Annotated in this window: 17 protein-coding genes; 5 read left to right on the forward strand and 12 right to left on the reverse strand. The window is 66.5% G+C overall.

Going from position 1 to position 22858, the window contains the following annotated elements:
* Positions 1 to 20: 20 nt before the first annotated feature.
* From ACQR07_RS27780 to ACQR07_RS27790, 3 genes are all read right to left on the reverse strand, one after another.
* Positions 21 to 416 (reverse strand): type II toxin-antitoxin system death-on-curing family toxin, encoded by a 396-nt coding sequence (locus tag ACQR07_RS27780; RefSeq protein ID WP_434905281.1) that lies wholly within the window; start codon positions 414 to 416, stop codon positions 21 to 23.
* Complete coding sequence (locus tag ACQR07_RS27785) at positions 413 to 637, reverse strand: AbrB/MazE/SpoVT family DNA-binding domain-containing protein (protein ID WP_434905282.1); 225 nt, start codon at positions 635 to 637, stop codon at positions 413 to 415. Before ACQR07_RS27785 ends, ACQR07_RS27780 begins: the two co-directional genes overlap by 4 nt.
* An 83-nt stretch (positions 638 to 720) precedes the next feature.
* Entirely contained in the window at positions 721 to 2733 is a 2013-nt protein-coding gene (locus tag ACQR07_RS27790) for a M3 family oligoendopeptidase (RefSeq protein WP_434905283.1), read from the reverse strand.
* 120 nt (positions 2734 to 2853) lie between these two features.
* Here ACQR07_RS27790 and ACQR07_RS27795 point away from each other — a divergent pair, with 120 nt between their 5' ends.
* The 3 genes from ACQR07_RS27795 (at position 2854) to ACQR07_RS27805 (ending at position 8697) form a co-directional block, all read left to right on the forward strand.
* Positions 2854 to 4347, forward strand: coding sequence for a sigma-54-dependent transcriptional regulator (locus tag ACQR07_RS27795; RefSeq protein ID WP_434905284.1), 1494 nt, complete (start codon positions 2854 to 2856; stop codon positions 4345 to 4347).
* Positions 4348 to 4744: 397 nt separating this feature from the next.
* Positions 4745 to 6820, forward strand: a complete 2076-nt coding sequence (locus tag ACQR07_RS27800) for a L,D-transpeptidase family protein (RefSeq protein ID WP_434905336.1) — start codon at positions 4745 to 4747, stop codon at positions 6818 to 6820.
* A gap of 278 nt (positions 6821 to 7098) precedes the next feature.
* A complete protein-coding gene (locus tag ACQR07_RS27805; RefSeq protein ID WP_434905285.1) occupies positions 7099 to 8697 on the forward strand; it encodes a DUF882 domain-containing protein in 1599 nt (532 codons plus the stop codon).
* 100 nt (positions 8698 to 8797) lie between these two features.
* Here ACQR07_RS27805 and ACQR07_RS27810 read toward each other — a convergent pair whose 3' ends face one another.
* Complete coding sequence (locus ACQR07_RS27810; RefSeq protein ID WP_008961835.1) at positions 8798 to 9073, reverse strand: DUF2312 domain-containing protein; 276 nt, start codon at positions 9071 to 9073, stop codon at positions 8798 to 8800.
* A 240-nt stretch (positions 9074 to 9313) separates the two neighbouring features.
* The gene (locus ACQR07_RS27815; RefSeq protein WP_434865767.1) at positions 9314 to 9610 is read right to left on the reverse strand and encodes a DUF1244 domain-containing protein; all 297 of its coding nucleotides are present in this window, start codon (positions 9608 to 9610) and stop codon (positions 9314 to 9316) included.
* Positions 9611 to 9810: 200 nt separating this feature from the next.
* Between ACQR07_RS27815 and ACQR07_RS27820 the strand changes: the two genes are divergently transcribed.
* Positions 9811 to 10395 (forward strand): DUF1036 domain-containing protein, encoded by a 585-nt coding sequence (locus ACQR07_RS27820; protein WP_434905286.1) that lies wholly within the window; start codon positions 9811 to 9813, stop codon positions 10393 to 10395.
* The gene (gene pyk, locus ACQR07_RS27825; protein ID WP_434905287.1) at positions 10392 to 11828 is read left to right on the forward strand and encodes a pyruvate kinase; all 1437 of its coding nucleotides are present in this window, start codon (positions 10392 to 10394) and stop codon (positions 11826 to 11828) included. Before ACQR07_RS27820 ends, pyk begins: the two co-directional genes overlap by 4 nt.
* A gap of 19 nt (positions 11829 to 11847) precedes the next feature.
* On the opposite strand, the gene ACQR07_RS27830 is transcribed toward pyk, so the two are convergent.
* From ACQR07_RS27830 to ybgF, 7 genes are all read right to left on the reverse strand, one after another.
* On the reverse strand, positions 11848 to 13458 hold the full coding sequence (locus tag ACQR07_RS27830) for a glycosyltransferase family 87 protein (protein WP_434905288.1): 1611 nt from the start codon (positions 13456 to 13458) through the stop codon (positions 11848 to 11850).
* A 108-nt stretch (positions 13459 to 13566) separates the two neighbouring features.
* On the reverse strand, positions 13567 to 14241 hold the full coding sequence (locus ACQR07_RS27835) for a TetR/AcrR family transcriptional regulator (RefSeq protein WP_434865763.1): 675 nt from the start codon (positions 14239 to 14241) through the stop codon (positions 13567 to 13569).
* A gap of 158 nt (positions 14242 to 14399) precedes the next feature.
* Complete coding sequence (locus ACQR07_RS27840) at positions 14400 to 15626, reverse strand: glycosyltransferase family 87 protein (protein WP_434905289.1); 1227 nt, start codon at positions 15624 to 15626, stop codon at positions 14400 to 14402.
* Positions 15627 to 15721: 95 nt separating this feature from the next.
* Positions 15722 to 18190 (reverse strand): autotransporter domain-containing protein, encoded by a 2469-nt coding sequence (locus ACQR07_RS27845; protein WP_434905290.1) that lies wholly within the window; start codon positions 18188 to 18190, stop codon positions 15722 to 15724.
* Between the two features lie 197 nt (positions 18191 to 18387).
* Complete coding sequence (gene ftsH, locus ACQR07_RS27850; RefSeq protein WP_434905291.1) at positions 18388 to 20310, reverse strand: ATP-dependent zinc metalloprotease FtsH; 1923 nt, start codon at positions 20308 to 20310, stop codon at positions 18388 to 18390.
* A gap of 236 nt (positions 20311 to 20546) precedes the next feature.
* A complete protein-coding gene (tilS, locus tag ACQR07_RS27855) occupies positions 20547 to 21620 on the reverse strand; it encodes a tRNA lysidine(34) synthetase TilS (protein WP_434905292.1) in 1074 nt (357 codons plus the stop codon).
* Between the two features lie 59 nt (positions 21621 to 21679).
* Entirely contained in the window at positions 21680 to 22717 is a 1038-nt protein-coding gene (gene ybgF, locus ACQR07_RS27860) for a tol-pal system protein YbgF (protein WP_434905293.1), read from the reverse strand.
* Between the last annotated feature and the right edge of the window lie 141 nt (positions 22718 to 22858).

The raw sequence follows: 22858 nt of genomic DNA on the forward strand, positions 1-22858 counted from the left end.
TATCGGTTTTTCCGATCGACCTATTGGCGAGGCCAATTGTCACGGATCCAGCGCGTCAGACTGGCCTCGCTGACCTCGCCGGCGGCGAGGGCGAGGATGACGGCAGTCGCCTGAGCAGGGTCCGGTGCAAATGCGATTTCGTTTCTGCGCAGAAATGTCATCATCGCCATGAAGGCGATGCGCTTGTTGCCGTCGACGAAGGCGTGGTTCTTGGCCAACCCGAACGCGTAGGCTGCGGCAAGCTCTGGCAGCGTGGCCTGCTCATAGCTCCATTTGTTGATCGGGCGCTCCAGAGCTGAGCGCAGCATGCCTTCATCGCGCAATCCCGGCGCGCCGCCGAAGCGGCGCAGCTGTCGCGCATGGATCGCGATGGCCTGCTCGTAGGTGATCCAGAGCGGCTCCTGCTGCTCGCTCATTTGGCGAGCGCGGCAAGCGTGTCGCGATACTCGTCCATGAGCCCGTCGGCGATTTCCATCGTCCTATCGAAATCCGGATCGTAGGGAAGCGCCTGGAACCCCCCGCCGGGCAGTTCCACGATATGCAGCTGCTGACCGCGTTTGAGATCGAGCCGCTGCATCAACTCGCGCGGCAGCAGTAGCCCGTCAGAATTGCCGATCTTCTTGATCTCGATCTTCATTGAGGCCCGCCCAAACGCAATGAGGCACGTTGTACAAATGTATAACGCGCCTCCTTGATCCGTTCAACAAATGTTTTACACCCCTACCCCATCGCCTCCAGCTCGTCGATCATGCCGGCGATTACCGACAGGCCTCCGTCCCAGAACTTGGGATCCTTGGCGTCGAGCCCGAAAGGCTTGAGCAGCTCGGAATAATGCTTAGTGCCGCCGGCCGCGAGCATGGCGAGGTAGCGCTCGGCGAAGCCCTCGGCGGCGTGCTCGTAGACGGCATAGAGCGAGTTCACGAGACAGTCGCCGAACGCGTAGGCGTAGACGTAGAACGGCGAATGGATGAAGTGCGGGATGTACATCCAGAAGTTCTCGTAGCCCGGCTTGATCTCGATCGCCTCGCCGAGGCTCTCGGTCTGCACCGACATCCAGATCTGGCCGAGCCGCTCGGCGGTCAGCTCGCCGTTCTTGCGCTCGGTGTGCACGGCGCGCTCGAACGAATAGAACGCGATCTGCCGCACCACCGTGTTGATCATGTCCTCGACCTTGCCGGCGAGCAGCGCCTGGCGCTGCTTGCCGTCCTTAGTCTCGGACAGCAGGCGCTTGAAGGTCAGCATCTCGCCGAACACGCTCGCGGTCTCCGCCAGCGTCAGCGGCGTCGGCGCCATCAGCGCGCCGTTCTTCGCCGCCAGCACCTGATGCACGCCGTGGCCGAGCTCGTGCGCGAGCGTCATCACGTCGCGCGGTTTGCCCTGGTAGTTCATCAGCACATAGGGATGCGCCGACGGCGTCGTCGGATGCGAGAACGCACCGGGCGCCTTGCCGGGCCGCACCGGCGCGTCGATCCAGCTCTGGTCGAAGAAGCGCTGCGCGATGTCGGCCATCTCGGGCGAGAAGCCGCGATAGGCCGTCAGCACCATGCTCTTGGCTTCCGGCCATGCGATGGTGGCGTTGGCCGCGAAGGGCAGCGGCGCGTTGCGGTCCCAATGCGCGAGCTTCTTCTTTTTGAACCAGCGCGCCTTGAGGTGATAGTAGCGGTGCGACAGCTTCGGATAGGCTGCTCGCACCGATGCCACCAGCGCATCGACCACCTCGCGCTCGACGCGGTTGTTGAGATGCCGCGAGTCGGCGACATCCTGGAAGCCGCGCCAGCGGTCGGAGATGTCCTTGTCCTTGGCGAGCGTGTTGGTTATCAGCGCGAAGGTGCGCTCATTGGCCTTGAAAGTCTTGGCCAGCGCTTCGGCTGCGGCCTTGCGCTTGGCACCGTCGCGGTCCTGCAGGAAACTGAGCGTCGGCTCGATCGCAAGCTCCTTGCCGCCGACCTGGAAGCGCAAACCCGCGATGGTCTGGTCGAACAGCCGGTTCCAGGCGGAATAGCCCGTCTGCGACTTCTCGTGGAACAGCTGCTCGACGCGATCCTCGAGCTGATAGGGCTTGTCCTTGCGCAGATCCTCGATCCACGGCCGGTAGTGGCCGAGCGCCGGGGTTTCCATCGCACGCTCGATCACCGCGTCGTCGATGCGGTTAAGCTCCAGCGGAAAGAACAGCAGATGCGTCGACGCGGAAGTCAGCCGCTCGGAGATGTCGCCGTAGAACTTCGAGATCGCCGGGTCGACACTGTCGCCGGCATGCGCGAGACCTGCGAACGAGCCAAGCCGTCCCGCGACATCGTCGATTGCTTCGTAACGACGCACCGCTCCTGCGAGCCATTCGCCGCCATCTTCGCGCGCGACATGCTCGGCGAGCTTGCCCTTGTAGTCGGTCTCAAACGCGACGCATTCGGCGTCCATCTTCGCGAGATCGTGAGCGATCTCCGGGGCGTCGATGCCGGTATAAAGGTCGCCGAGATTCCACTCGGGCAGCGCACCGATGCCGGCCTTTGCCGTGACCACCTTCTTTGCGGGCTTGGCCGACGATTTGGCTGTTGCACCACGCGCAGTCTTCGAGACTGCAGGCTTGGACACTGAAGTCTTGGACACTGCAGGCTTGGCCTTGGAGGCCGGCTTGGCCGCCGACTTCTTGGCCGGCTTGGCTTTGGAATTGGCGGCTTTGGAAGACGGAGCGGATCTGGTGGGCTTGCGAAGGGCAGAAGAGGCGCGCGAGGTCATCGGATGGGTAACCTGTTGTTCGAACGTTTATCCCGATCAGCGAGGTTTAAGGTTGCGTTAATCGGCGTCGGCGAGAGTGCCCCGATTCGAGACAGATAGTCGTAGCGTGCAAGGAAAGCCATGGCTGCCAGCATTTTGATTGCCGATGATGATCCGGTCCAGCGCCGGCTGGTGGAGAACATGGTGCAGAAATGCGGCTACGAGGCGGTCGTCGTCGAGACCGGCGACGCCGTGATCGAGAAGCTGACCCATCCCGATGCCGGTCCGATCGATGCGATCGTGCTCGATCTCGTGATGCCCGGCCTCGACGGCATGGGCGTGCTCTCCAAGATGCGCGAGGCCGGAATTGCGATTCCGGTAATCGTGCAGACCGCACATGGCGGCATCGACAACGTGGTCTCCGCGATGCGCGCCGGAGCGCTGGATTTCGTCGTCAAACCTGTCGGCATGGAGCGGCTGCAGGTCTCGCTGCGCAATGCGCTCAATACCTCGGCGCTGAAGGGCGAGCTGCAGCGGATACGGCACAGCCGCGAAGGGCGGCTGACTTTCTCGGACATCATCACCCGCGCCGAAGCCATGACGCCGATCCTTCGCATCGCCGAGAAGGCTGCGGCCTCGTCGATCCCCGTGCTGATCGAAGGCGAATCGGGCGTCGGCAAGGAACTGTTCGCCCGCGCCATCCATGGCACCAGCGAGCGCAAGACCAAGCCGTTCGTCGCGGTCAATTGCGGCGCGATCCCGGACAATCTCGTGGAGTCGATCCTGTTCGGCCACGAGAAGGGGGCATTCACCGGCGCGACCGAGCGTCACATGGGCAAGTTCGTCGAGGCTCATGGCGGCACGCTGTTCCTCGACGAGGTCTCGGAGCTGCCGCTCACCGCGCAGGTCAAGCTGCTCCGCGCGCTGCAGGAGGGCGCCGTCGAGGCGGTTGGCGGCCGCAAGCCGGTCAAGGTCGACGTCCGCATCATCTCGGCGACCAACCGCCGGCTGCTGGACCGCGTCAAGGAAGGCCATTTCCGCGAGGATCTGTTCTACCGGCTGCACGTGCTGCCGCTGACGATTCCGCCGCTGCGCGCGCGCCGCGAGGACATTCCTCACCTGCTGCGGCACTTCCTGGCACGGTTCGCAGCGGAGGAGAATCGCGCCGTCTCGGGCATTGCCGGCGAGGCCGTGGCCTATCTGGCCAATCTCGACTGGCCCGGCAACATCCGCCAGCTCGAGAACGCCGTCTATCGTGCGGTGGTCATGAGCGAGGCCGACCAGCTCGATGTGGCCGATTTCCCTCTGATCCCCACGCATGCGCCGCCGGTGGAGCCGGCGCCGCCGCTCACGGTGGACCGGCCCATCTCGTCGCTTCCCGCCATGGTGCCGGGTAGTGAAGTACCCATCGCACCCCTGCCCTCTCACGGAAGTCTGCCGCTGCTGACCGCCGGCGGCGAGGTGCGGCCGCTCGAGGAGCTGGAGCACGAGATCATCCGCTTTGCCATCGCCCACTATCGCGGCCAGATGTCGGAGGTGGCGCGGCGTCTCAAGATCGGACGCTCCACGCTGTACCGCAAGCTCGACGAGGCCAATGGCGAAACGCCCACCACGGAGAGCCCGCCGCTTGGCTGAGCCGATTGTGTCAGGAGACATCGTTGCGCTCGGCTCATGTCCGAAAAATGCCGCAACACCGCGCAACGATAGAACCTCTGAACCGTTGCCTTGCGGTGACAGACAAAGGAAAAGACGCGTGGCACAAACGCACGATCGGTTTGGCCGGGGTTTCCCAAGAGTCAGTTTGTCGTGAGTTGTCCCGTGTGGCGCTGGCCGCAGAAGTGGGGCTTGAGTACCGTTTGAGCGTGATTCTTTGCGTGCAGGCGTGACCCATTCTCACTCGCGGGTACTTGAGCCGAAGCCGGCGGGCAGAAGCGACCTTGTTACCGACCCTGTTCCTGGCGGAACAGAATCATCCGAGGGATTGACGATGCGAGATTGTGTGACCACCCGCGGCGGATATGACCGGGTGCTGATGGCCGTTGCGGCAGCCTTCCTCGCGATGTCCTCGACCGCGGCCCTCGCCCAGGGGGATACGCCGCGCAGCGCTGCCGACTTGGCCATCGATGCGGCAGTCCCGATCCCTGAGCCTGCCAACGTGCCGCCGCCCACCGCCAGCGATTTCAAGCCCGACACGACCGCGACCGTCTCGCCCAGCCAGGCCAAGGCGCCCGAACCCACCAAGCCCATCGACTCCGCCGCAGCACCTGCGGCCGATCCGGCCAAGAACGTTGCAAACCCGCCGGCGGCGGCCCCGGCCACTGCGACCGCGCCCGAGCCTGCCAAGGATCCGGTCAAGGCGGCGAGCAACGTTCCCGCGGCGGACCAGCCGGTTGCGGACCGCCTGCGCGACTTGATCGCCACCAAGGGTCAGCGCTATTTCGATCGCAAGGCGGAGCGCGCGGCGGTCGAGAAGTTCTACACCGGCCGCGACTACGCGCCGATCTGGACGCAGGCGGGCACTCTGACTCCGGCCGCCAAGGGCGTGATTGCCCGGCTCAAGGACGCCGCTGCCGACGGCCTCAACCCCGCCGACTACCCGGTGCCCGACTTCGCCGCTGCCGGCTCGGCGCCGGACGCGCTCGCGGAGGCCGACCTCAAGCTCACCGAGAGCATGATGGACTACGCGCGTCAGGCCCAGAGCGGTCGGATGCACTGGTCGCAGGTCTCCGCCGACATCCAGTATCCCGAGCACCCGATCGACCCGAACGAGGTGCTCGCCAACGTGACCGGGGCGAAGAACGCCTCCGCGGCGCTGGAGGGCTACAACCCGCCGCACAAGCTCTACAAGCTGCTTCGCGCCAAGCTCGCCGAGTTGCGCGGCGGCCAGGACGGCCCCCCGATCATCATCGACGAAGGCGAGCCGCTGAAATACACGCCGGCGCGCGGCAAGAATGCGCCGGAGGCCGAGGCGCAGATGTCGGACCCGCGCGTGCCGAAGCTGCGCGCCAAGCTCGGCATGACCGAGAACCTCGACGACATCCGCTACGACGCCAAGGTTGCCGCCGCAGTCCGCAAATTCCAGGACAGCGTCGATCTCAAGCCGACCGGCGTGCTGGACGACCGCACCGTGAAGGCGCTGAACACGCCGAAGCGCGACAAGCAGATCGACACGATCGTCGTCAACATGGAGCGCTGGCGCTGGCTGCCGCGTGACCTCGGCGCGCCCGCGATCGGCGATGCCTATGTGATCCTGAACGTTCCGGACTATACACTCAAGGTGATGCAGCACGGCGCCCAGGTGTGGACCACCCGCGTCGTGACCGGCAAGCCGGGCCAGCACGCGACGCCGCTGCTCAGCGAGACGATGAAGTTCATCACCGTCAATCCGACCTGGAACGTGCCGCCGTCGATCATCTACAACGAGTATCTGCCCGCGCTGCAGCAGGATCCGACCGTGCTCGACCGCATGGGATTGCGGCTGGAGCGCGCCCGCGACGGCTCGATCCACATCTCGCAGCCACCGGGCGAAGCCAACGCGCTCGGCCGCATCCGCTTCAACTTCCCGAACAAGTTCCTGGTCTATCAGCACGACACGCCGGACAAGAACCTGTTCGCGCGCGACGAACGCGCCTTCAGCCACGGCTGCATGCGCGTTCAGTACCCGGATCAATACGCATCGGTGCTGCTGAACCTGACCATGCCGGGCGAGCGTTACACGCCGGAGCGCATCCGCAGCATGTACGGTTCGAGCGAGATCGACCTGAAATTCCCGACGCCGATCCCGGTCAACATCACCTACCAGACCGCCTTCGTCGACGATGCCGGCAAGCTCCAGCTCCGCAAGGACGTCTATGGCCGCGACGCGGCCATGATCTCGATCCTCAAGAACAGCCGCGGCAAGGATCTCGAGAACGTCGTCGCCCACGCGCAGCCGAACTATTCGCGGCCGAAGGGACCGCTGCCCAACGCGGTCAACGTCAGCGACAACAGCTTCTCGTCCGGCCCCTCCCCCGGCCCCAACTTCTTCGAACGTCTGTTCGGTGGTGGCGGTCAGCCGACCCCGCCGGCCCCGGTCGGACGCCCGGCACGGCGGGTCTTCACCCGCTGATCAGGGCTTCGGCCCAACCTGAATTTCGATGAGAGATCAAAGACCTCGCCGGCGGGCTTCCGCCGGCGAGGTCTTTCATTTTAGGTTAACCACAATGATCAACCACGATTCGATGGCACTTTTTCGCCACACTCAAGAGTATATGTTAAGGGTAATTGGGGGGCGGGTCGGTCAGTATCCCTTAACCATCCCGCCTTAGGTAAGCGTTTCCTCTCTCTTCCGCCGGACGGGCCGCAAGAGGGTATTGCGTAAACGCTCGTCGACGGGGTGGGCTGCATTTGCTGTCTGTTTTCGCGCGCCAATCGGTTTCGGGTTGGAAGGCTGGATGCCAGTACGGGCTGGCAGCTCTGCTGCTGCTGCTCGGTGCCGGAACGGTGCATGATGCGGCGGCCCTCAACGAGACCAAGACCCTCGCCTTCCACCACACCCATTCCGGCGAAGATCTGACGGTCACGTTCAAGCGCGAAGGCCGCTACGACGAAGACTCGCTGAAGAAGCTCAACCACTTCCTGCGCGATTGGCGGACCCAGGACGAGACGGTCATGGACCGTCGGCTGTTCGACATCCTTTGGGAAGTCTATCGCGACGTCGACGGCAAGCAGCCAATCCAGATCATCTCGTCATACCGTTCTCCTGCCACCAACTCGATGCTGCGCCGGCGCTCGGCGCATTCCGGGGTCGCCCGCCACAGCCAGCACATGCTCGGCCACGCGATGGACTTCTACATTCCCGGCGTGCCGCTGGAGCAGATCCGCTTCGCCGGCCTGCGCCTGCAGCGCGGCGGCGTCGGCTTCTATCCGACCAGCGGCTCGCCCTTCGTCCACCTGGACACCGGCAACATCCGCCACTGGCCGCGCATGACCGCCGACCAGCTCGCCCGCGTGTTCCCGGACGGCAAGACCGTGCACGTTCCGACCAATGGCGTGCCGCTGAAGGGCTATGAGCTCGCCAAGGCCGAGATCGAGAAGCGCGGCAACGGCGACGACGCCTCGGGCGGCAGGCCCAGCCTGTTCGCGCGGCTGTTCCGCGGACGCCCGACCGAGGATGACGAGGAAGCGTCGGAGGCGGAGACGAAGCCGGTGCAGACTGCCGCGCTCACTGCGAAGCAGGCAGACACCAAGTCGACGGCTCGCGGCAAGATCACCAATGCCCTGCAGCTCGCTTCGGCCGATTCGCAGGGCGCGCAGCCGGTGGCGGCCAAGTCTGAAGCCAAGTCAGAATCCAAGCCGGATGCGAAGCCGGAGACCACGAGCGCGATCGCCGGCGGGTCACGTGAGGGCGCGCCACAGAGCGTTGCCGACATCATCAACGCGCGCGGCTTCTGGGGCGACAATCCGAGCACGCCCAGGCAGGCGACGCCCGAGCAGGTGGCGGCGATCAACGCCCGCCGGGCGCTGTCGACGATCGAGCCGTCGCAGACTGCCAGCCTGATGGAGGCGATGGCCTTCGCTCCGCCGCCCTCCTCCGTCGATCGTAGCACTGCCGCGACGGCACCGATTCCCGCGCGCAACTCCCGACCCGCGACTCGCAGTGCAGCCCCCGCCCCGGAAACGGCAGCGCCGGCCGCCAGGAACGGCCAGGGCCAGGATGGCCTGATCACGATGTCGACGCGGATCGCGGCTGCCAAGGGTCCGGATTCGACCTGGATGCGGGCGATCATGCTGACGCCAAGCGCGTCGTCGTCGATGTCGGTCACCAAGATGGGCGATGCCGACCTGACGGTTATGCGCAGCTTCTTCGTCAAGCCGCAGGTGGCGCTGGCCCTCGGCTTCGCCGCCGATCCGACGCCGGGACTGAGCTACGACCAGTTCAGCGGGCCTGCGATCATCAAGCTCGAAACCCGAAGCTTCACGATGCGCGCCGCCGCGTTGCGCTGAGCAGGCAGGCGCCTCCTGCGACACGACCTCACAACGCAAATGCCCCCGGCGGTTGATTTCGGGGGCATCGAACGTCCTCGGGCGTGGGGGGCGCGGCGGCTCAGATCATCCCGAGCGCCTGCATGTAGGTCTCGAGAATGCTTTCCTCTTCCTGGCGCTCATTCGGATCCTGCTTGCGCAGCCGGATGATGGTGCGCAGCGCCTTCACGTCGAAGCCATTGCCTTTGCTCTCGGCGTACACGTCCTTGATGTCTTCGGAGATTGCCTTCTTCTCCTCCTCCAGCCGTTCGATGCGCTCGATGATCGACTTGAGCTGATCTACGGCAAAGCGGGTCGCGGGCGAGTCGTCGTCCTTCGCGGCGGCGGAGGTGGCCATCTGATACTCCTGAGTGGAACTCGTGTGTCCTGTGAAGGCGCCGGTGAGGCGCGCGTGCTCGGCGCGACCCTCAAATCTGGCGTGCCCTGCGTCAAGCTGACATCGCCCTCATCCACAGAGCGCCCACATGTTGTTGGGCACGACGAGCAGCGCGGCCACATCATCGGCCACGCTGCTTGCCTTTTGTGCGTCTCCCGGACAGCAGCCCGATTCGCAGACCGCCAGCCCGGGCTGGAGGGCTCAGTGGCCCGGATGCACCTTCTTCATCGTCTCGATCTGCTCGGCGCTGGCCTCGCGCTGATACTTCGCCTTCCATTCCTCATAGGGCATGCCATAGACGGCCTCGCGGCTCTCATCCTTGGTCAGGGCCGCCCCCTTGGCATCGGCTGCGTCCTTCAGCCAGTTGGAGAGGCAGTTGCGGCAGAACCCGGCCAGATTCATCAGGTCGATGTTCTGAACGTCGGTTCTGGTCCGCAGGTGCTCGACGAGCCGGCGGAAAGCGGCGGCTTCGAGCTCGGTTCTGGTGGTGGTGTCCATCGTCGTCTCTTTCGTTCCCTGTTCCGCGCCATGACGGATGTCTGCTATAGGATGCGGCGTCGTCGCTGGCTTTTACATATCGCAGCACCGTCACGGGCGAGAATCGCGCGCGCATCCGCCGTTGCCACGATGTCGCCTTGCCGTTGACAGCCGCAGCCGAGTCACGCGACATCATCCAACGTTTGATATAGCGTCGCGCAATGATCCCCAAAACCTCCTCCCTCTTGCATCGCATTCCCCGCCGCCCCGGTTTCGGACTGCTTTCGCTGCTTGGGCTCGCCGCGTTGTGTCTGTCCTCCAGCCCGGCGGCAGCCGATTTCCGGCTGTGCAACAACACCTCGAGCCGGGTCGGGATCGCCCTCGGCTACAAGGATGCCGAGGGTTGGACCACCGAAGGCTGGTGGAACGTGTCATCTCGCAGTTGCGAAACCCTGCTCAAGGGCACGCTGGTGGCGCGCTATTACTACATCTACGCGCTCGACTATGACCGCGGCGGCGAATGGTCGGGCCAGGCGTTCATGTGCTCGCGGGACAAGGAATTCACCATCAAGGGCACCGACAATTGTCTGGCCCGCGGCTTCGACCGGACCGGCTTCTTCGAGGTCGACACCGGGGACCAGCGCGCCTGGACGGTGCAGCTGACCGAGGCCAACGAGCAGCCGGCGCAGCAGCGCGTTCCCGGCATTCCGGGCACCCTGGGTCCAGGAGGCAATGTGCCGGGTCTGCCCAATGGGGCGCAGGGAACGCCGCCCGCGGGCGCGCCGGGGCTAGCGCCGAAACCATGAGGCGGCTGCGACGCATCAAGATCCTCGCCACGCTCGGCCCGGCATCGTCGGACAGCGCGATGATTCGCAAGCTGTTCGAGGCCGGCGCCGACATCTTCCGGATCAACATGAGCCACACCCCGCACGACAAGCTGCGGGAGATGGTGGCGACGATCCGCAGCGTCGAATCCAGCTACGGCCGGCCGATCGGCATTCTGGTCGATCTGCAGGGGCCGAAGCTAAGGGTCGGTACCTTCGCCGACGGGCCGGTGCAGCTGAACAACGGCCAGAGCTTCCTGCTCGACTCCGACAAGACGCCCGGCGACGCGACCCGGGTCCACCTGCCCCACCCGGAGATCCTGGCCGCGCTGCAGCCCGGTCACGCGCTGCTGCTGGACGACGGCAAGGTGCGGCTGATCGCCGAGGAGACCTCGCCGACCCGCGCGGTCACGCGGGTGGTGATCGGCGGCAAAATGTCGGACCGCAAGGGCGTCAGCCTTCCCGACACCGACCTGCCGGTCTCGGCGATGACGCCGAAGGATCGCGCCGATCTCGACGCGGCGCTCAACACCGGCGTCGACTGGATCGCCCTGTCCTTCGTGCAGCGCGCCGACGACGTGCTCGAGGCGAAGAAGATCATCCGCGGCCGCGCCGCCGTGATGTCCAAGATCGAGAAGCCGCAGGCAATCGACCGTCTCAATGACATCGTCGACGTCTCCGACGCCCTGATGGTGGCGCGTGGCGATCTCGGCGTGGAGCTGCCGCTGGAGCGCGTGCCCGGCCTGCAGAAGCAGATGACGCGGCTGGCGCGCCGCGCCGGCAAGCCGGTGGTGGTCGCGACGCAGATGCTGGAATCGATGATCCAGTCGCCGGTCCCGACCCGCGCGGAAGTCTCCGACGTCGCCACCGCCGTCTATGAGGGCGCCGATGCGATCATGCTGTCGGCGGAGTCGGCGGCCGGCAAGTTTCCGGTCGAGGCCGTCGCGACCATGAACAGGATCGGCGAAGAGGTCGAGCGCGACGCCGTCTACCGCTCGGTGATCGCAGCCCAGCGCCCCGAGCCCGAATCCACCGCCGGCGATGCCATCGCCGAGGCCGCGCGGCGGATCGCCGAGACCCTCGACCTGCCCGCCATCATCTGCTGGACATCGTCCGGCTCCACCGCCGTCCGCGTCGCGCGCGAACGGCCGAAGCCGCCGGTGGTGGCGATCACGCCCAATCTGGCGACCGGCCGCAGGCTTTCGGTGGTGTGGGGCGTGCATTGCGTGGTGGCGGAGGATGCCCGTGACCAGGACGACATGGTCGAACGTGCCGGCTCGATCGCGTTCCGCGACGGCTTCGTGCGCGCCGGCCAGCGCGTGATCGTGGTCGCCGGCGTTCCGCTCGGCACACCCGGCACCACCAACATGGTGCGCATCGCCTATGTCGGGCCGTCCAGCGAAGCCAATCTCTGAGCTTATCAGTCTGAGCTGATCAGTCGGTGCTGCTACTTGGCTTCAGGCCCGCGGTCGATGCCGCGGCCGCGCCGCGCGGCGTTGCCCGGCAGGCCAGGATGTCGATGCTGTCGACGGCTGGAATGCGCTCACAATGATCGGGATCGTCGATCCCGAGATCGTAGTCCGCGAGCGCCTCGAGCCGTGGCGGATTGTCGTCCCGGTACTTGGAAAAATACAACGCCCACACGCCGCCGGGCAGCGCATCTGATAGGCCGGCGCGAATGCGGCGGTCGCGCACGCCGCCCGGGACGATCGGAACGACCACTTCGGACAGCTGATACACGCGCGAGCCTTCCGGCAGCAGCGAGACGATGTAGCCGAGCGGCTTGTGCAGCAGCAGGAAGGTGGCCGGTTGTTGCAGCGCCTGCGCGAGTTGCGGCCGGTACGGATCCGACCAGGGCCGCCGCATCCAGTCGGTCGGCATGGACGTCAGCGCGATGAGAAGCGCCACGGCGATGACGGCGCCCTGCACCCGCCCTGATGTCGCGCCCGGCGAGACCGGTTCGCGCCAGGCTTCGATCAGGCGCAGCAGCAGCAGCAGGATCAACGGCGCCGACAGCAATTCCAGCGGCATCAGATAGCGCTGAATCGAGAAGGCCAGCAGCCATAGGACGTAGCTGACCCAGAAGAAGATGATGAGACGCCGATCGCGCAGCGGCAGCACCTCGCGCTTCTGCCAGAGGCCGGTGACCACCAGCGCGATCAGCAGCACGATGAGGGTGGCGAAGCGCGGATCGCGAAACGGCTCCTCCGAGGACGGATGTTTGCCGATCACCCAGTAGAACGGATAGGCGAGCGCATCCAGCACACCATGCGGCATGAAGCGCGTGTCGGCGATCGAGACCAGCGGCGCCTCGGGCGAGCGGAAGATGCTGTTGTAGAACGGATAGAGCGGACTGCCGAAATCACGCGCCATCTTCAGCGCCCATGGTCCCGCCGTGACGATCCCGGCCAGCGCACTGCCGCCGGCAAAGCCGATCATGGCGCGCAACGGCTGCGCGACCAGCAGCAGCGACACGCCGGCACCGACCAGGAAGATCGCGTTGGTGAGCTTCAATCCAGTGGCCGCGCCGATCAGCAATCCGGCGAGCACGAACCGTCGCCCGCGCTGCTCGTCATCACTGAACATCAGCCCGATCGCGGCGAGGATCGGCATCGCGGTGAGGATGTCGGCGAAGCTGGTACCGACCTCGGACAGCGCCATGGGGCTGAGCGCGGCGATCACGACAGCGGCGGCGAGCGTGGCGGCATTGGCCATGCGCCCCAGCAGCATCCGCGCAACCCAGTACACGATGACCAGCGTGAGCCCGTGCAGCGCGCCGAGCGCGATCCCCCACCAGGGCGCAGCGAGCCCGTGCCGGACAACGTAAGGCAACACATAGATCAGCGGATTGAGGTAGCTCTGAAAACCGCCGGGCGCGACGTCGACGTCGAAGCGGCCATGCAGCAGCGCGTAGCCGGCATATTCGTGATAGTTCTGCCAATCCCAATTGATGTCCTCGCCGGCGAGGTAGGCATAGATGGCGCCTGCGGCCGCCGATCCGGCGATCACGAGCGGCGTCGCCAATTGTTTGCGTGCGAGGGCCATGGATGCGGGAGCAACGCCTGGGAATCGAGAGCCACGGCGGCCGTCCCGGCGCCGCACTCGACCATGGCGGCCAGGCATGAATCCTTGCTTAAGCGCCGGGGGTGGCGCTCAGGCGCCGACCAGGCTCTTCACCGGCAACACGGCCTGCACGACGAGACCGCGGGCACGCGCATCCATCACACCGACCGCGCGCAACGCCAGCAGTGTGACGGCCTGAACGGTGTCACGGAGCTTGGCGGGATCCTCATGGATATCGGTCGCGAGCGGTCCGACCAGCGCCTCGTGCAGCGCGCCCAGCAACGCCGTTGCCGCCAGCTGGGTATCCTGCGCCGGCAGATGGCCAGCGCGGACGGCGGCATCGATCCGGGAGGCAATCTCGCCGACGATCTCCCGACGGCTGGCGATACGCGAGGCGGTAACATCGACGTCGACTGGCTCGGCCAGGATGCCCCAGGCGAGCTTGCGCTGGGACAGGACGTGGACGGCGACCGTCGACACGGCGGCGGCGAGAGCCGAGGACGGCCCGGGCGCCGCATCGGCGGCGCGGCGGACGGCGGCGAGCTCGTCGCGCGACACCTCGGCGATCAGCTCCGAAATCAGGTCGGCCTTGGAAGGAAAGTAGCGGTACACGGTGCCGGCCGCGACATTGGCGCGGACCGCCACGGGGGCGATCTGGACGGCCGACATGCCGCCCTCGGCAGCGGCGTCACGCGCGGCGGCCAGGATGGCGCTGCGGCGCGCGGCGAGCCGTTTCACGACCTGGTGGGTTCGCCGGTAGACCATGGCGTTTCTCGTCCCGGACGCATGTCGTCCAGGCAGGACCTGGCGAATGCTGGTTCAGTCTTTTTTGGAGGAAGGTCCTCCCAAATCTCGGGAAGAACTGAACACCTGTTCAGAGCACAACACAAGAGCGTTGTTGCGCAGGGGCCGAAGCCCGGCCCTCAAGCCGCGGCGGGGACCGCGTGGACGTCCGCTGGCTGCCGCCGCCACCATCCGCCCGCCCGAGCCAGAACGAGGCCGCCGACGATTAGGTTGGACGCCAGGCCAAGAGGAATTCCGCTGACCATGAAGGTGATCTGCAGCGCGGCGCTGCCGCCGAGCGCCGGCAGCTCATAGCGGCGGAACCCTTCGCTGAGACCGATCCGCACCAGCCAGGCCACCGCGATCGCCTGCACCATCATGTCGTACATGAACAGATAGGGCGTCGTGAGCAGCAGTCCGACGGCCAGCGCCGCGGCCTTGAGCGCGTAGCGGACCGGGCTCCGCCACACGATCACCAGCACCACGGCGACCGCCGCGGTGAACACCCATTGCACAGTCCAGCCCAGCGCTTCGGAGCCGCCGAAATAGCGCACCATGGAGAACAGGCTCTGCAACTTCCACCAGGTGGCCTTGCCCTCGGTCAGAAACGCCTGGGAGAACGCCGGCATCCAGTGCACGAAGGCCTGCCAGCTCTCCAGCCCGAAGGCGAGCCAGGACACCAGCGCCAGCAGGACAGCGGTGATGCTCGCGGAGGCAAACGCAGTCCAGCGCTGGCTTGCGATCAGGACGATCGGAAACAGCAGGCCATATTGCGGCTTGTAGGTCAGCAGCCCGAGACAGATCCCGGCCAGCACTGGCCGCACCGGCAGCAGATACAAGGTGCCGCCGACGAGGGCCGCGGTGAGACATCCGTTCTGCCCGACCAAAGTGTTCGAGAACAGCGCCGGAAAGCCCGCCGCGAGCAGCAGGCCGAAGCTCCGCCCGACGATGGCGCGCATCACCAGCGCGAACGGGATGAAGCTCGCATAGGCCCAGGCGGCAAAGGCGATGACGTAGGGAAATTGCGCGAGGAAGGCCGCAACGAACAGGAACGGCGGCGGATAGTGCCAGGCGAAATAGCCCGGGAAATCCTGCCCCAGCAGATCGAGCTCGATCCGACGCTGCACGTCCCAGTCCCAGGCCAGCGCCGGCTGGCCCTGCAGCGCCAGCTTGCCGGCCGCCCAGACGTTGACGAAGTCGGTGGGGATGCCGAGCCCGTCAGCCCCCCAGATCCAGACGCCGGACAAAAGACCGGCCGGAAAGAACGTCGCATTGATGCAGGCGAGCGCGAAGCACGCTGCGAACAGGCTGGACGGAATGGCACGACGCGTCGACGGCGTCGCGGTGGCATCAGAAGTGTGGGCCATCGGCACCCTCGCCCGGCGCCCCGGACAAGGCGCGCACCTCGTCGAGACATAGGCGCCGACGCTTGAAGAAGGCTTAAGCGCAGCCTCCGCCGCGCTCAGAAGGCGCGGCTGTAGCCGAGCTGAAGGCCATAGGTGAGCGTGTTCTGGCTTGCGGCATTGGCGCTGATCATCGCCGCAGAGCCTGGCGCAAGCTCGAAGCGGAGGCCGGCTTGGCCCTCGACCCAGCTCCGGCTCAGGCGCGGCCCCGATCCGGACAGGCCGCAGAACGCCGTGAGCGGCGCGGCGCCGGTGCAATCGGCCGCCAGCAGCGAGCCTCGCACGACAGGCGCATCGTTGCCGAGATTGCTGGCCCAGGCGAGCCCGCCGAATGCGGTGATCCGCGTCGTCAGCGTGCCGCGCAGCTGCGTGCCGACGCGCAGCGTAGTCGCCGACGCGTTGAACGCCGAGATCATCGCCGGAAACGGTCCGCCGCTTTCGACGAAGCCGCCGACGCGCGCGTTGACGTAGGACAACTGCGCGAACGGCGTCACCGTCGCCTTGCCTCCCGGCACCGGCAGCGCCCAGCCGACCCGCGCCATCGCGCCGGCCGAATTGGCATGGGTGGTGCCCTGCGAGCCCGTCAGCGCGGTGCCGTTCAGATAGCCGCGGGTCAGCGTCAGCTCGGGATAGAGCGAGGCCACTGCCATCGCCAGGAACTGAAATCCGCTGTCCGGGCGATGCGCGAGGTAGGCGCCGAAGGTCGCGCCCGGCGCATCGAAGCGGCCGCCGTAGCCGAGCCCGTTGCGCAGCCCGGCGACGCCGACCGACAGGCCGATCGAAGTCGACGGCGCAAGCGCACGGGCCAGGCCGAAGGTGCCCGACAGCTCGGTGCCGCTGCTGCCGTAGCTCGCGTTGCCAGCCACCAGCCCATAGGCGAAGCCGCACCATTGCGCCGCCTCGCCGCCTGCCGTCTTGGCACAACGATAATGGTCCGCAGCAGTCGCCAGCGCGCCCATCGCCGCATCGGTCGCGGTCACGCCCTGGTTGGCGATGACGCCCAGGCTTGCGAGCGAGCCCTGCTGCTCGCGCACGCTGGTGATGCCGCCGGAGGTCGGTGTCGACGAGACCCGATCGAGCTTGATCAGGAACAGGTCCCGCGTGCTGTCAGCATCGTTGCGCGTGCCGTTGCCGAGGATCAGGACTTGCGACGACGAATTGCTCGTGGACACCACGATCCCGGTCGCGTCGGTCAGCGTCACGTTGCTCGTGCCGACGCCGAGGCTCGCCAGGATCGAGGCCAGCGTGGCGTCCGACGATGACTGGCCGTCGGCGGAGACCGACCAGTAGACCGCCTGCGAGCACGATCCGCTGCTGCTCGCCGTGCAGGCGTATTCGACGCGGCCCACTACGTTGTTGCCGGAGGCATCGACCGCATTGGCGACCGTGCCGATGCGGCCGAGATTGTCGGCATCGGTCGGCGTGACCGTGGCGAGTTGCAGGGTCGAATGCGTCGCCCAATTGTCGGTCGTGCTCCAGCGCACCGCCTCGAAATTGCTGGCCGTGTTGCCGAGCCAACCGACAGCGACGCTCGCGGTGGCAACACTGCTCGTGCCCGCGTTGAGCGCCCGCGCCTCGCCATAGGTGTAGGTCGTCGAGCTGTTGTTCAGCGGCGTCATGCCGAGCTGGGTCATCGTGCCGGATGCGAGCGTCCAGACGAACGGCTTAGGCTGCCAGATCGTCGTGTAGTCGCCGAATCCGCTGGTGTCCGACAGCAACAGGCCCGAGCCGCGCGCGAGGTTGATGTCGTTGGTGAAGGCACCGCGCGGAAACAGCCCGTACCAGCCGACGACCGTGCCGTTGTCGGCCACCGCCTTGCCCGCGCTAGCAGGGGCGTTGACCGGATCGGGCGTCGCGCCGAGCAGCTGCACCGAATTGGTGGAGAGATTCCAGATCGCGGCCTGCATCGTGCTGGTGCCGGTCAGGATGTCGTGCGGCCAGCTCGAACCGAATTGCAGGTTGCCGCTCCATCCGGTGGCATAGGTCGCGGCCGGGCTGATGCCGTAGGCGGCGCCATCGGTGTCGGCGCCGTGCAGCGGCAGCTGCGTCGGCGTCACGCCGGCGAACGCGCCGGCGGTGGTGGCCTGCCAGATGTAGGGGTAGATGTCGTAGTTGGCTTGGCTGCCATCGGCGCCGAGCACAACGCCGACGACGGTCCTTCCGGCCGCGTCGACGCCAGTGGCCGCGCCGCTGACGAAATTGCTGAGCCGCGCCGTGGGCAGAGCGAGTTCGGTGAAGGCGCCCGAGTCCAGCCCGCCGCTCGCGGTGTTGGGCGTCCAGACGATCGGCACCTCGATCGCGCTGACGCGCAGATAGGGCGTCTCACAGATCTTGCCGGCACTGCCGACCGCGAGCCCCGACGCGCTCACCCCCGTGCCGTAAATGTAGGAGCCGAAGCAGCTGCTGCCGGTCGCGTGGGTCGCCTCGCCAAAATAGCTCGACGTGAAAGGACCCGCTGCAGCGGTATCGAAAACGCCCTGCGCGGCAGCATCACGGCCGCCAAATACGGCCAAACCGACGCAAGACAACAGCAAAAACCTGCACGCCGGACGGCGTGCCGTACGCAAAATCATCATCATCCGAATACCCAGCCCTTAGGTATTCGTTAACAACGACAATGGGTTGCAGACAACGAAAAGCCCGGTTGCGAACCGGGCCTGTCGTCTCAATCTCTTGATGTCCTGTGTCGCGGGGCACGTCGCGCGCCCCGCTGACATGATCGGCCTTACGCCTGGGGCTGCGGCTCCAGGCCGGGATCCGGATCGGGCCGCGGACGCGGCTTGCCGGCGGGCGGCACGGCCGATGCGCGCGGCGTCGAGGGCTCGATCGCCGATTCGCGATTCGGCTTCTTGCCCTTGAGCAGGTCGAGAATCTCCTCGCCGGTCAGCGTCTCGTATTCGAGCAGCGCCTGGGCAATCGCCTCCCAGTCGTCGTGCTTCTCGGTGATGATGCGGCGCGCCTCGAGTTCGCCGGCCTCGATCAGGCCGCGGATTTCCGAGTCGATGAGGCGCGCGGTGTCGTCCGAGATGTTGGTCGAACGCGCCACCGAATGCCCCAGGAACACCTCCTGCTCATTGCTCTGGTAGCGGACGCGGCCGAGCTTGTCCGACATGCCCCATTCCATCACCATCGCGCGGGCGAGGTTGGTGGCCTGCTGGATGTCGCCGGTGGCGCCGTTGGTGACCTTCTCGGCGCCGAACTTCTGCACCTCGGCCTCGCGGCCGCCGAACATCATCGCGAGCTTCGACACGCACCATTCGCGGGTGTGCGAGTGACGGTCGGCCTCGGGCAGCGATTGCACCATGCCGAGCGCGCGGCCGCGCGGAATGATGGTCGCCTTGTGGATCGGGTCGTGGCTCGGGACATTGAGGCCGACGATCGCATGGCCCGCCTCATGATAGGCGGTCAGCATCTTCTCTTCCTCGGTCATGACCATCGAGCGGCGCTCGGCGCCCATCAGCACCTTGTCCTTGGCCTCCTCGAACTCGGCCTGCGTCACCATCCGCTTATTGCGGCGAGCGGCGGTCAGCGCGGCCTCGTTGACGAGGTTCATCAGGTCGGCGCCGGAGAAGCCGGGCGTACCGCGGGCGATGGTCTTGAGGTTGACGTCCGGCGCCAGCGGCACCTTGCGGACGTGGACCTTGAGGATCTGCTCGCGGCCCATGATGTCCGGATTGGACACGACAACCTGACGATCGAAGCGGCCGGGACGCATCAGGGCCGGATCGAGCACGTCGGGACGGTTGGTGGCGGCGATCAGGATCACGCCCTCATTGGCCTCGAAGCCGTCCATCTCGACCAGCAGCTGGTTGAGGGTCTGCTCGCGCTCGTCATTGCCGCCGCCGAGACCGGCGCCACGATGACGGCCGACGGCGTCGATTTCGTCGATGAAGATGATGCAGGGCGCGTTCTTCTTGGCCTGCTCGAACATGTCGCGGACGCGGCTGGCGCCGACGCCGACGAACATTTCGACGAAGTCCGAGCCGGAGATGGTGAAGAACGGCACGTTGGCTTCGCCGGCGACGGCGCGCGCAATCAGCGTCTTGCCGGTGCCGGGAGGTCCGACCAGCAGCACACCGCGCGGAATGCGGCCACCGAGCCGCTGGAATTTGCCGGGGTCACGCAGGAATTCGACGATCTCCTGCAGGTCCTGCTTGGCCTCGTCGACGCCGGCGACGTCTTCGAAGGTGACGCGGCCATGCGCTTCCGTCAGCATCTTCGCCCGCGACTTGCCGAAGCCCATCGCCTTGCCGGCGCCGCCCTGCATCTGGCGTGACAGAAAGATCCAGACGCCGATCAGTGCGATGAACGGGAGCCAGGACACCAGCAGCGAGACGAACCACGGCACGTTGTCGCCGGGCGGCTTGGCGGTGATCGACACCTTGGCGTCGTAGAGCCGCTTCACGAGGTTCGGATCGCTCGGCGCGTAGGTCTGGAATGAGGACCCGTTCTTGAAGGTGCCGTGGATCTCCGGCCCCTGGATCACGACGTCGCGCACGTTGCCCGCATCGACATCGCTCAGCAGCTGCGAGAACGTGATGTCTTGGGACGAGGCGCGTTGGCCAGGATTCTGGAAGAGCGTGAACAGCGCCAATAGCAACAGGACAATAATGACCCAAAGGGCGAAATTGCGCAGATTGGCGTTCATCGATTTTCCTTCGTGGTCGCGCGGATCGCGGCCGTCTGTCCTCGGACTCATCCCTAGGTAGCCACGAGGGAAGCCCCCGGTCGACCATCTCGTAATCTAGGTACCACTCGCAGCAATGCCAAGGGAACCAGACAGGACTATTTATCGCATCATAGCCTGATTCCCGCTCAAAAAATGGCTACCGAAAGCATCGCCGATGCAGGTGGTTAAGGCTCCGCGAAGGGGTGTCGGCCGCATCATCTGCCGCGCGATCGCCGGGGCGGCGCGGCCGTGATGCGGAGCGAGCCCTTCGTCAGGCTTACCAGTGCACCGGCAAGGGTCTGTTTTAACCTGCCCGGCACAGCTGTACCACCATCCGCGGTCCCCGCAAGAATCCGGTCCAGCCGATCGAGCAGGGCTTCGGCCTTGCCGAGTTCCACCGGCCCTTCGGTGCCGACACGATCAATGGCGCGCATCAACAGCCGCAGCCGGAGTTCCGCAGGGAGTGCGGCAAAGGCGCGCGGTTGGAACATCTGCCCCGCTTCTGCATGCCCCGTTTCCTCGGCGGCGGACCGCTGCGCGAGATACTGCTCGGCGCCATCCGCCATCAGCTCGATGGCTGCGTTGGCCCGCCGCAGCCGAGCGGCCAGCGTCACCAAAGTGCGCGCGTCGCCGCCCTCGGCCGCCAGCGCCGGCAGCAGCGCGCGCAGCCGTGGCCGGGTGAAGGCGTGATCACGATTGGTCGGATCATCAGCGCAAGGCAGGCCGGCGGATTGCAGCGTGGCGACCAGCCTCACCTTCGGGATGTCGAGCAACGGGCGTGCGAGCAGCAGCCCGTGACGGTGGCTGACCGGCGCCATGGCCGCGAGACCGACGATGCCGCTGCCGCGCAACAGCCTCATCAAGACAGTCTCGGCCTGATCATCGCGGGTATGCGCGGTCACCACATGGCTGGCGCCGGCCCGATGCGCCGCGCCGGCCAGCAGCCGGTAGCGCGCCAGGCGTGCCGCTTCGGGGATTCCGGTCTCAGGCTTGTCGCCGCTCCAGCGCAATGTCCGATGAGCGAGACCGATCTGGCGCGCGACATCCTTGACCATCTGCGCCTCGCGCCGCGCCTCGCGGCGCAGGCCGTGATCGACCGTCACGGCGAGCAGGCGCGGCCCGTCGCTCAAGGCGCTGCGCCAGCGGGCGGCCATCCACATCAGGGCCATCGAGTCCGGGCCGCCGGACACCGCGAGCACGAGCGCACTGCTGCCGGCGAGCGGCGCGAACAGGCGCTCCGCTTCGCCGACGGAAATCGGCAGTTCGTCTTCGGATCGGCCGTTGGACATGGCGCGTAAGACTAGCGGCGTTGCCGATCGCGCGCGAGAGCCCTATGCGAACCGCCCGCTCAGCACTTCACCCGCTTCTGCTCGCGGTCGACTGTCGTCTTCACGCCAGCTGACGCACGCGGATATTTGCGCGAGATCTCGCCGAATGCCGCACAGGCGGCTTCCTTCTCCTTCAAGGCGGCGAGCGACTGGCCGAGGCGCAGCAGCGCGTCCGGCGCTTTCGACGACTTCTCGTGCTTGGTCGTCACCGCCAGGAACACTTCGGCCGCCTCGCGATATTGCTGGCGTTGATAGAAGCTCTCGCCGAGCCAGTACTTCGCGTCGCCGATCATCGGATCGTTCGGATATTTCTGCGTGAAGTTCCGCATCGTCTGCTCGGCAAGCGCATAGTCGCGGCGCTGCATGTAGCCGATGCCGAGATCGTACTCGTCGCGCGGCGTCTGCGTCGGCGGCGCGGTGTCGAGTCCTGCGGCCGCCGCAGCGGCCGGCGGCGCCTGGTCGACGCGGGCACCCGCACCGGGCCGGGCCACCGGCTGGCCACCGGGCTGCATCGGCAGCTGCCCGCCACCGAGCGCCTGCGGTGCGCCGGGCGCACTCGGATTCTGGTTCGGATCGAACGCATCACCGCGGCGGCGGGTGCCCTGCCCTGCCGCCGGCGGATCCAGCGCGATCGGGGCGGCCGGCGCGGCCTGCGGTTGCGCGTAGGTTGGCGGCTGTTGCGGATAGGCCTGCTGCTGCGGATAAGGCTGCTGCTGCTGACCGTATTGCGGCTGACCGTATGCCGGCTGGCCCGGTTGCCCATAGGCCGGAGCGGTCTGCGGCGATGGCGCCGCCGCGGCCGGCGGGGCTGCGGGGGCCGCGGTCTGCGCTCCGTTCTGCTGCAACTGACGCAGCCGCTCCTCGAGCTGCCGGTTGCGATATTGCAGCTCTTCGTTCTGGCCGGTGAGCTGCCGAAGCTGGTTTTCCAGCCGCTGGATCCGGATCTCCGGATCATCGTCGGTCTGGGCGAGCGCCCGCGACGACAAGGCCTGACACGAGAAGACGACGAGCGCTGCGACAATCGCGGCGGCGCTCCTGGGGAGAAATGACAAAGACATGCTGTCCTGACGACCGGATCGACGAACGGTGAAAACGAGCCCTGCGGGCGAAGGCTGTACGTCAGAATCCGATTAGCGACAAATGACGTTCAAGCGAAGACGAAAAGATGAAGCCGGCGTCGATCACCGACGCCGGCTTCA

This window comes from Bradyrhizobium sp. HKCCYLS20291, from assembly GCF_051167715.1.
GTDB lineage: Bacteria > Pseudomonadota > Alphaproteobacteria > Rhizobiales > Xanthobacteraceae > Bradyrhizobium.

What these genes read in the sequence shown, in the direction of transcription:
- ACQR07_RS27810 (WP_008961835.1), bottom strand. Translation starts at nt 9,073, where the DNA reads ATGGCCACCTCCGCCGCCGCGAAGGACGACGACTCGCCCGCGACCCGC.
- ftsH (WP_434905291.1), bottom strand. Translation starts at nt 20,310, where the DNA reads ATGAACGCCAATCTGCGCAATTTCGCCCTTTGGGTCATTATTGTCCTG.
- ACQR07_RS27835 (WP_434865763.1), bottom strand. Translation starts at nt 14,241, where the DNA reads ATGGTCTACCGGCGAACCCACCAGGTCGTGAAACGGCTCGCCGCGCGC.
- ACQR07_RS27815 (WP_434865767.1), bottom strand. Translation starts at nt 9,610, where the DNA reads ATGGACACCACCACCAGAACCGAGCTCGAAGCCGCCGCTTTCCGCCGG.
- ACQR07_RS27800 (WP_434905336.1), top strand. Translation starts at nt 4,745, where the DNA reads ATGGCCGTTGCGGCAGCCTTCCTCGCGATGTCCTCGACCGCGGCCCTC.
- ACQR07_RS27785 (WP_434905282.1), bottom strand. Translation starts at nt 637, where the DNA reads ATGAAGATCGAGATCAAGAAGATCGGCAATTCTGACGGGCTACTGCTG.
- ybgF (WP_434905293.1), bottom strand. Translation starts at nt 22,717, where the DNA reads ATGTCTTTGTCATTTCTCCCCAGGAGCGCCGCCGCGATTGTCGCAGCG.
- ACQR07_RS27830 (WP_434905288.1), bottom strand. Translation starts at nt 13,458, where the DNA reads ATGGCCCTCGCACGCAAACAATTGGCGACGCCGCTCGTGATCGCCGGA.
- ACQR07_RS27820 (WP_434905286.1), top strand. Translation starts at nt 9,811, where the DNA reads ATGATCCCCAAAACCTCCTCCCTCTTGCATCGCATTCCCCGCCGCCCC.
- pyk (WP_434905287.1), top strand. Translation starts at nt 10,392, where the DNA reads ATGAGGCGGCTGCGACGCATCAAGATCCTCGCCACGCTCGGCCCGGCA.
- ACQR07_RS27840 (WP_434905289.1), bottom strand. Translation starts at nt 15,626, where the DNA reads ATGGCCCACACTTCTGATGCCACCGCGACGCCGTCGACGCGTCGTGCC.
- ACQR07_RS27790 (WP_434905283.1), bottom strand. Translation starts at nt 2,733, where the DNA reads ATGACCTCGCGCGCCTCTTCTGCCCTTCGCAAGCCCACCAGATCCGCT.
- ACQR07_RS27780 (WP_434905281.1), bottom strand. Translation starts at nt 416, where the DNA reads ATGAGCGAGCAGCAGGAGCCGCTCTGGATCACCTACGAGCAGGCCATC.
- ACQR07_RS27795 (WP_434905284.1), top strand. Translation starts at nt 2,854, where the DNA reads ATGGCTGCCAGCATTTTGATTGCCGATGATGATCCGGTCCAGCGCCGG.
- tilS (WP_434905292.1), bottom strand. Translation starts at nt 21,620, where the DNA reads ATGTCCAACGGCCGATCCGAAGACGAACTGCCGATTTCCGTCGGCGAA.